Annotated in this window: 9 protein-coding genes; 5 read left to right on the forward strand and 4 right to left on the reverse strand. The window is 62.5% G+C overall.

Annotation, left to right across the window (positions count from 1 at the left end; translation table 11 throughout):
- Window positions 1–33 precede the first annotated feature (33 nt).
- On the reverse strand, window positions 34–741 hold the full coding sequence (locus tag EN914_RS15700; protein ID WP_127389146.1) for a Tim44/TimA family putative adaptor protein: 708 nt from the start codon (window positions 739–741) through the stop codon (window positions 34–36).
- Between the two features lie 217 nt (window positions 742–958).
- On the opposite strand from EN914_RS15700, the gene EN914_RS15705 reads away from it, so the two are divergent.
- Together EN914_RS15705 and secB are read left to right on the forward strand one after the other, a co-directional pair.
- The gene (locus tag EN914_RS15705; RefSeq protein ID WP_024502218.1) at window positions 959–1,459 is read left to right on the forward strand and encodes an FxsA family protein; all 501 of its coding nucleotides are present in this window, start codon (window positions 959–961) and stop codon (window positions 1,457–1,459) included.
- Between the two features lie 130 nt (window positions 1,460–1,589).
- Window positions 1,590–2,090 carry a protein-export chaperone SecB gene (gene secB / locus EN914_RS15710; RefSeq protein WP_013528724.1) on the forward strand — a complete coding sequence of 167 codons (501 nt, stop codon included), beginning with the start codon at window positions 1,590–1,592 and terminating at the stop codon, window positions 2,088–2,090.
- Between the two features lie 123 nt (window positions 2,091–2,213).
- Here the strand turns inward: secB and EN914_RS15715 are convergent, their stop codons facing one another.
- Complete coding sequence (locus EN914_RS15715) at window positions 2,214–3,218, reverse strand: cytochrome d ubiquinol oxidase subunit II (RefSeq protein WP_013528683.1); 1,005 nt, start codon at window positions 3,216–3,218, stop codon at window positions 2,214–2,216.
- A gap of 9 nt (window positions 3,219–3,227) precedes the next feature.
- Complete coding sequence (locus EN914_RS15720) at window positions 3,228–4,589, reverse strand: cytochrome ubiquinol oxidase subunit I (protein ID WP_024502217.1); 1,362 nt, start codon at window positions 4,587–4,589, stop codon at window positions 3,228–3,230.
- Window positions 4,590–4,850: 261 nt separating this feature from the next.
- Here EN914_RS15720 and EN914_RS15725 point away from each other — a divergent pair, with 261 nt between their 5' ends.
- Together EN914_RS15725 and EN914_RS15730 are read left to right on the forward strand one after the other, a co-directional pair.
- Window positions 4,851–5,777, forward strand: a complete 927-nt coding sequence (locus EN914_RS15725; RefSeq protein WP_024502216.1) for an ABC transporter ATP-binding protein — start codon at window positions 4,851–4,853, stop codon at window positions 5,775–5,777.
- Complete coding sequence (locus tag EN914_RS15730) at window positions 5,774–6,535, forward strand: ABC transporter permease (protein WP_013528680.1); 762 nt, start codon at window positions 5,774–5,776, stop codon at window positions 6,533–6,535. The genes EN914_RS15725 and EN914_RS15730 overlap by 4 nt, the downstream gene beginning before the upstream one ends.
- Window positions 6,536–6,600: 65 nt before the next feature.
- Here the strand turns inward: EN914_RS15730 and EN914_RS15735 are convergent, their stop codons facing one another.
- Window positions 6,601–7,638, reverse strand: coding sequence for a phosphatidylglycerol lysyltransferase domain-containing protein (locus EN914_RS15735; protein WP_013528679.1), 1,038 nt, complete (start codon window positions 7,636–7,638; stop codon window positions 6,601–6,603).
- 343 nt (window positions 7,639–7,981) lie between these two features.
- Between EN914_RS15735 and EN914_RS15740 the strand changes: the two genes are divergently transcribed.
- Window positions 7,982–8,257, forward strand: a 276-nt coding sequence (locus EN914_RS15740) for an NAD(P)-binding protein (RefSeq protein WP_127389147.1), incomplete at its 3' end; no start/stop codon positions are given.

Consider the following 8,257-nt stretch of genomic DNA (forward strand, 5'->3'; position numbering starts at 1 on the left):
CGATAGCGACACCGGAGCCTCGCCGCGTATTCCCTAGTCTTCTTCCTCGGTGGCGACGAGCTTCCAGTTCGGATCGCGCGAGCGCGTGTCACGGGCGAAGGTCCAGACATCCTTGACCCCGGCGACGGTTTCCGGGTCGCCGTCGATGACGGCACCGGCCTTGTCGCGGGTCGCCGAAATCAGCTCGCTGATGATGCGCAGCGTGACATGCGCCTCGCCGCCCTTCATCTCGGCCGAGACGATATCGGCCTTGTCGATGCCGACGAAGGAGGACTGGATCTTTTCCGCCTTGGCCTCGCGCTCGCCGATGGCGGCGACAAAACCGTCATAGACCTCGCGCGACAACAGGTTCTTCAGCGTTTTGCGATCGCCGTCGGCATAGGCCATGACGATCATCTCATAAGCCATCTTGGCGCCGTCGACGAAACCCTTCGGCTCGAAGGACGGATCATTGTCCTTGATCGTGCGCAGGCCCTTGTTGAGGTCGGTATCGGGCTTGGCGAAAGCGTCGATCGCGGCATAGGCGTCGGGAGCCGGCTCGCCTGGCGGACGCTTGCGCGGCAGCGAGACGACGTTTTCGGATTTCTGGGCGGCATCCTTGTCGTTGGTGCGAGCCGCCGAATAGGGATCGAAGGGCGGCCGTTCGCTGCCGGTGCGGCGGCCCAGCACATTGCGCAGCTGGAAAAAGATGACCACCGCCGCAATCAGGAAGAAAATCGTGCCGAAGTCGAAGAATCCCATATCTTCCGCCAATCAATCCCTGCCCTGTGGCCGGACCGTCAGGCCCAATGGCCGCGGTCGCATAGCGTTCAACATTCAAAGCATATAGAACGCAAGGCGCAATCATTCAAATCAAAGGCAGGCATACCTATCTAACAGCCTCAGTGCCAGCGGCGATTGCCAGCTGGCGGCCAAAACAATCAAAACGGTCATAACGATCGAAAAAGGTTGGCAAGACTTGCGCATTTCGTTGCTTCCCTTCTTTCTCCTTGCACTGCCGCTGCTGGAAATTGCCGGTTTCGTCATCGTCGGCCGCGAGGTCGGCGCGCTGGCGACGGTCGGCCTCGTGCTGGCCTCGAGCATCGCCGGCGTGCTTTTGCTCCGATACCAGGGTTTTGGTGTCATGGCCCGCATCCGCACCGAGATGGCGGCCGGCCAGAACCCCAGCCGCCACCTTGCGCACGGCGCCATGATCGTGGTTGCGGCGATCCTCCTGATCATCCCCGGCTTTATCACCGACATCATCGGCCTGCTGCTGTTTCTGCCGCCGTTGCGCGACTTTGCCTGGAGCCGGTTCAAGGGCCGCATTGTCGTCGCTACCGATTTCTCGACCGGCGGTTTTCGTGGCCGCCAGCGCGACAGGGTCATCGACCTCGAAGACGGCGACTATTCGCGCGAGGACGATCTGAAGCGCGGCCCGGATCACAACTCGCCGTGGCGCCGCCTGAAGGACGATTAACGCGCCGTCCCATCTCCATGCCGCAGCCGGGAAGCAAGGCGGCAAACCTTGTCTTGTCATCCCCGCCATGGTAGCGAACGCCCGATTTCAATTCGGTCAGCGACGCTGCCCAGGCAAGAGGACAAGGCTTATGGCCAGCAAAGATGACGCGCCGGTCGGCGCAGCCAACGGAAACGGCAATGCGGCGCAGCCGTCGCTCAACGTTCTGGCGCAATATGTGAAGGACCTGTCCTTCGAAAGCCCCGGCGCGCCGAATTCGCTGCGCGGCCGCGACAAGGCGCCGGGCATCGCCATCAATGTCAACGTCAACGCCAACCCGCTCTCCGACAAGCAGTTCGACGTCAATCTGACGCTCAACGCCAAGGCGTCCTTCGACCAGGAAGTGCTGTTCAATGTCGAGCTGGTCTATGGCGGCGTGTTCGCCATCGCAGGCTTTCCGCAGGAACACATGCTGCCGATCCTGTTCATCGAATGCCCGCGTCTTTTGTTCCCGTTCGCCCGCCAGATCATCGCCGAGGCAACCCGCAATGGCGGCTTCCCGCCGCTGATGCTCGACCCGATCGACTTCGCGCAGATGTTCCAGCAGAAGCTGGCGGAGGACCAGGCGTCGTCGAAGGTCCAGGTGAGCTGAGGCCTACTGTCTCGTAAGCGTTTGAAAAGCCCGGCCTTGCGCCGGGTTTTTTGTTTGGTGCTGGCGGGACAGCGAATCCTGACGAAGGCACGGTAGCTGCTGCCACCTTCACCCCCGCCAACCTCAATCATATGTCAAATCCGTCGCCTTGCCGCCGAACACCCGGTAGGCATAGAACGAATAGAAGATGATGATCGGCAGCACGACCACGGTGCCGGCCAGGATGATGGCCAGGCTTTCCGGTGCCGAGGCCGCCTGCCAGATGGTCAGGCGATCCGGCACCACGAACGGGTAGAACGACCAGGCGAGGCCGGCAAAGCCGAGCGCGAAGATGGCGGCCAGCGTCAGGAACGGCGTCAGCGAATGGCGGTCGTCGGGCTTCGGCAGGTGGAAGGTCTGCCGCCACAGCCACAGGAACAAAAGCGCCGACAGGATCGGCAGCGGCGACAGATAAAGCATCTCCGGCCAGACGAACCATTTGTCGAAGATGCGCGGGCTGGCGAAGGGCGTCGCCAGCGACACCGCGGCCATGCCGAGCGCGGTCAGCACCAGCGTCGTGCGCAGCCAGCGCACCGCCTTCTTCTGCAGCTCGCCTTCGGTCTTGTAGATCACCCAGGCGGCGCCCATCGCCGCGTAGGCGGCGGCAAGGCAGAACGCCACCAGCACGCCGAACGCCATGCCGCCGAGGCCGACATCGAGGCCGAGCACATAGACACCCAGCATGTAGCCCTGCGCCAGCGAGGCGATGAGCGAACCCAGGAAGAAAATACGGTTCCAGCGATGCTTCCGGCCAGCTGGCACCTTGGCGCGGAAATCGAAGGCAACGCCGCGCAGGATCAGCCCGAGCAAAAGCACGAAGACCGGAATGTAGAGCGCCGTCAGGATGACGCCATGCGCCAGCGGGAAGGCGACCAGCAGCAGGCCGACGGCCAGCACCAGCCAGGTTTCGTTGGCGTCCCAGAACGGGCCGATCGCGGCGATCATCGTATCCTGTTCGGCGTCTTCGGCGGCGGCGAACAGGATGCCGATGCCGAGATCGAAACCATCGAGAATGACGTAGATCAGGATGGCGAGGCCCATCAGGCCGGCGAAGATGAGGGGAAGCGCGGTTGGCCAGTCGAAGCTCATCTTCTTCTCCTACTCGCCAGCCGCCGGCTGTGACATGGCGGCGTTCATGACGCCCGGCAGCGGCGATGAATCGCCGTCCTTCGCCGCCTTCAGCGCCAGGTGCACCAGCACGCCGAGATAGGCGATCAGCAAAAGCACATAGAGAACGAGGTAGGTCGCCAGCGTCAGCGCGACATGGCTGCCCGCCACCGGGCCGACCGCGTCTCCCGTTTTCAGCACGCCCGTCACCAGCCAGGGCTGTCGGCCGATTTCGGTGGTGTACCAGCCGGCCAGCGTTGCCAGCCAGCCCGACAGCGCCATCGGTACCATCAGCATGGCGAGCGGCTTCGGCAGGCTGTGCCGGCGCTTGAGGAAGAAGGCGGCCGACCACGAGACGAGCAGCATCAATATGCCTGTGCCGACCATCACGCGGAAACCCCAGAACACCGGAAAGACCGGCGGATGGTTGCCGGGATAATCGTTCAGTCCCGGCACGACACCGCTGGTCGAGTGCCGCAGCACCAGGCTGGCGCCGTCGGGAATGGCGATCTCGAATTTGTTTTCCTTCGCGGCCTCGTCGGGAAGCGCAAAAAGCACCAGCGGCACGTTGGGGCCGGTGTTCCAGTTGGCTTCCATGGCGGCGATCTTCTGCGGCTGGTGCTCCAGCGTGTTCAGCCCATGCTGGTCGCCGGCGAAGATCTGGATCGGGATCAGGATCGCGGCCGTGAAGACGCCGGTGCGCAGCGCCTTCCACATCGATTCCGAACGGTCGCCGGTGAGATAGCGCAGCGCCGACAGGCCAGCGATCAGGAACGACACCGTCAGCCCGGACGCCAGCAGCATGTGGGTCAGCCTGTAGGGCATCGACGGGTTGAAGATGATTGCCCACCAGTCGACCGCATGCGCCACGCCGTCGCGCATCTCGAAGCCGGCCGGCGTCTGCATCCAGGAATTGAGCGCGATGATCCAGAACGCCGAGACGGTGGTGCCGCCGGCGACAAGCACCGTCGCCAGCGTGTGGATGCGGTTGGAAACGCGGCGGAAGCCGAACAGCATGATGCCGAGGAAGGCCGCTTCGAGGAAGAAGGCGGTGAGGATCTCGTAGGCCAGCAGCGGCCCGGCGATGTTGCCGACCTTTTCCATGTAGCCCGGCCAGTTGGTGCCGAACTGGAAGCTCATGGTGACGCCCGAAACCACGCCCATGGCAAAGGACAGCGCGAACACCTTCACCCAGGTGAAATAGGCGCGCATCCAGGCGGAATCGTTGGTCGCGTTGTAGCGCAGCTTGAAGAACAGCAGCACCCAACCCAGCGCAATGGTGATCGTCGGAAATAGAATGTGGAATGAAATATTCGCGCCGAACTGGATACGCGAAAGTATGAGCGGGTCCATGATGGGCTCCGGCTGCTGCAAATACTCGCGAAGAATAGGCCCGAAGCGAGTTCAGGTCAAAGCGGCGTCCTGCCGCGAGGCTGAACGCCACAGGACAATTTTCCCGGTTGCATGCCGCGCAACTCCGGGCCTGTGCGCCGCACCTGCAATGGCCGGCCTGCAACGATTGTCGAGAACTGTCAGCAGGGCATTGGCTTGCGGTTGCAAGCACCGACATTCGGCCTATATCAGGGGACCTCTTTCAAGCAGCCGTTTTCATCCATGCCTTCCATCCTGTCCATTTCCGGCGTCTCCAAGACCTACGCCACCGGTTTTACCGCGCTCAAGGAAGTCAATCTCGACATTCAGCGCGGCGAAATCTTCGCGCTGCTTGGGCCCAATGGCGCCGGCAAGACGACGCTGATCTCGATCGTCTGCGGCATCGTCAACCGCTCGTCGGGCACCGTCACCGTCGACGGCCACGACATCAACAAGGATTATCGCGCCGCGCGCGGTCTGATCGGGCTTGTGCCGCAGGAACTGACCATCGATGCCTTCGAGAGCGTCTGGGCGACGGTCAATTACAGCCGTGGCCTGTTCGGCAAGCCGGCCAACCACGGCTTTGTCGAGAAGGTGCTGCGCGATCTCTCACTGTGGGACAAGAAGGACGCCAAGGCGATCACCCTGTCGGGCGGCATGAAGCGCCGGCTGATGATCGCCAAGGCGCTGTCGCATGAGCCGCGCATCCTGTTCCTCGACGAGCCGACCGCCGGCGTCGACGTCGAGCTGCGCCAGGACATGTGGGCGATGGTGCGCCGGCTGCGCGAGGACGGCGTCACCATCATCCTCACCACGCACTATATCGAGGAAGCCGAAGCGATGGCCGACCGCGTCGGCGTCATCAACCGCGGCGAGATCATCCTGGTCGAGAACAAGGCCGAACTGATGCGCAAGCTCGGCCGCAAGCGGCTGGTGCTGGAACTGCGCAATCCGCTGACGGCCATTCCCGAGGCGCTCTCGCGCTATGCGCTGGAATTGTCGCCCGATGGCGGGCAGCTGACCTACACCTATGACAACCAGGCCGAGCGACCCGGCGTCGCCTCGTTGATGCGCGATCTCGAGGCCGGCGGCATCCAGTTCCGCGATATCGACACGCAAAACTCTTCGCTCGAGGAGATCTTCGTCAATCTGGTGAGGAGGGAGCCATGAACCTTCGCGCAGTATGGGCGATCTACCGGATGGAAATGGCACGTGCTTTCCGCACCGTGCTGCAGAGCATCGTCTCGCCGGTCATCTCGACGTCGCTGTATTTCGTCGTCTTCGGCTCGGCCATCGGCTCGCGCATCACCGAGATCGACGGCATCAGCTACGGCGCCTTCATCGTGCCGGGTCTGATCATGCTATCGCTGTTGACGCAGTCGATCTCCAACGCCTCCTTTGCCATCTATTTCCCGAAATTCGTCGGCTCGATCTACGAGCTTCTGTCGGCGCCGGTCTCCTATCTGGAGATCGTCATCGCCTATGTCGGCGGTGCCGCGACCAAGTCGATCATCCTCGGCCTGATCATCCTGGCCACCGCCTCGCTGTTCGTGCCGCTCACCATCCTGCATCCGTTCTGGATGCTCGCCTTCCTGGTGCTGACGGCGGTGACCTTCAGCCTGTTCGGCTTCATCATCGGCATCTGGGCGAAGAGTTTCGAGCAGCTGCAACTGGTTCCTCTGCTGATCATCACGCCGCTGACCTTCCTCGGTGGCAGCTTCTATTCGATCAACATGCTGCCCGAGGTCTGGCGCACGATCACGCTGTTCAACCCGGTCGTCTATCTGATCAGCGGTTTCCGCTGGAGCTTCTACGGCAAGTCCGACGTCTCGGTCGGCGTCAGCCTCGGCATGACGGTCGTCTTCCTGCTGATCTGTATAACGATCGTCGCCTGGATATTCAGGACAGGGTATCGGTTGAGGAATTGACGGCAGAACGCCGCCAGGTCTGTTGAGATTCAGGTCAGGCCGGCCTCACCTGAATATCGATACATCTAGATCGCCTTGACCAGCCGCAGCAACCCCAGCATCTCGACATACGTCCCCTTGCGGAAGGCGATGTAGACCGGCTCCTCGACACCGTGGAAGCGGCGCTTGAAGGCCGCCTGGCCCTGCAGGTTGAACCTGCGGCGATTGACCCAGGGCGAATCGTAGGCGCGCTGGAAGGCATTGCGCCAGAAATCGCTTTCGGCAAAGCCGCTTGGCCCGATATCGAGCATCGGCGACAGGCCGAGCGTGACCACCGAGATGCCCTCTTCGCGAAAACGATCGACGGCGAATTTGGTCAGGCCGACCTCGGCATGCGGCGAAGCGTCGATATGCTTGCGCTTGAAGGCCGTCGTGTAGCCGATGACCTTTCCGTTGCGGCACAGCGGGTCGAAGTCGAGCAGAGCGACCAGTCCGCCGTCGGGACCGTGCAGGACGAAACGGCGCATGTCGGTGCCGAGATGGTCGGCAAAGTGGCGGTTGAGAAAGCCCATCTCCCAGCGCTTGACGATGCGGTCGCCGCGCCAGTTTTCCGAAAGCCGGGCAATTTCATCCAGAAAAATCGTGCGCTTGTCCTCGTCGAACGAAAAGCCTTTCTTCAGCAGCCAGCGCTCGGAGTAGCGCACGGTCTCGTTGCGCTTCCCGGAAAAATCATGCTCGGGCAGGGTGAGGCGGGTGTCGATGCCGAGGCGATTGACCTTGTAGCCAAGGCCGGCCAGCACGCGTGCGGTTTCCTCGCCGACCTGCACGAACCACGGGCTGCCGGCGGTCTCGACGAAGCGCTTGATGTAATCGGCCCGACGCGCCGGAGCCGCCACCGGGTCGCCGAGCGCGAAATGGTGCTTCATCTTGGTACCGAAGGCGATGTAGCCGTCGGCGTCGCCGAAATAGGAGAGCTTGCCTTGCACGGCGGTGGAATAGGCGAGCGAGAAGTCGCCATAGCGGCGCACCAGTGCCAAGCGTTCGACATGGGTCAGCGCCTGCCGCTCGACCTCGGGCGCGGCGGCCTCAAGGATCTTGTCGAAATAGAACCGCAAGGAGGGCATGGTCGAGATTCCGCGTGCCGCCTACAGCGCCGGCCGTCCAGGACGCGCCAAGGTGCTGTAACACTTTGATTCTGCGCATGACTCGAAAATCGGAGTCGATTTCGGGCATGCGCGTGGGGATAACCGAGACCCGCCAGCCACCCCGAGCCTCGAATCAATCACATTGCCGCGACCTGATTACCGTTGATATCGCGCATATGCCATATAGAGCGCAACCGCGGCCCGGCGTACGGAGCTAATTCGCATCGCTCGAAATTTCGGCCGCGGTTTGCTGCAGGGATCCTGCGCGGGATCAAACGGTTACAGCGTCCTGCCAGCCTAGCGTCGAACGGGATTCGAGTGAATGACTGATACGACAATCAGATCGGTTGTGGATCTGCCGGCCAAGGTCGAGCCGGCAATCGTCGTCGGCGCCGGTGCTGCCGGGCTGGCCGTCGCGCACGCCTTGATGAACGCCGGCGTGCCGACGGCGATCCTGGAAAAGGAAAGCCGGTTGGCTGAGCCATGGCACCGGCGGCACAAGCAATTGCATCTCAACACCCACCGCGATCTTTCTTCGCTGCCTGGTCTCCCCTATCCCCCCGGCACCCCCGCCTTTCCGCACCGGACGGTCGTCATC

Origin of the sequence: Mesorhizobium sp. M7A.F.Ca.CA.001.08.2.1, assembly GCF_003998455.1 — a bacterium.
GTDB lineage: Bacteria > Pseudomonadota > Alphaproteobacteria > Rhizobiales > Rhizobiaceae > Mesorhizobium > Mesorhizobium ciceri.

Bases quoted from the DNA above. Each gene is read 5' to 3' on its own strand.
- EN914_RS15700 (WP_127389146.1), bottom strand. From the start codon at position 741: ATGGGATTCTTCGACTTCGGCACGATTTTCTTCCTGATTGCGGCGGTG.
- secB (WP_013528724.1), top strand. From the start codon at position 1,590: ATGGCCAGCAAAGATGACGCGCCGGTCGGCGCAGCCAACGGAAACGGC.
- EN914_RS15715 (WP_013528683.1), bottom strand. From the start codon at position 3,218: ATGAGCTTCGACTGGCCAACCGCGCTTCCCCTCATCTTCGCCGGCCTG.
- EN914_RS15720 (WP_024502217.1), bottom strand. From the start codon at position 4,589: ATGGACCCGCTCATACTTTCGCGTATCCAGTTCGGCGCGAATATTTCA.
- EN914_RS15725 (WP_024502216.1), top strand. From the start codon at position 4,851: ATGCCTTCCATCCTGTCCATTTCCGGCGTCTCCAAGACCTACGCCACC.
- EN914_RS15730 (WP_013528680.1), top strand. From the start codon at position 5,774: ATGAACCTTCGCGCAGTATGGGCGATCTACCGGATGGAAATGGCACGT.
- EN914_RS15735 (WP_013528679.1), bottom strand. From the start codon at position 7,638: ATGCCCTCCTTGCGGTTCTATTTCGACAAGATCCTTGAGGCCGCCGCG.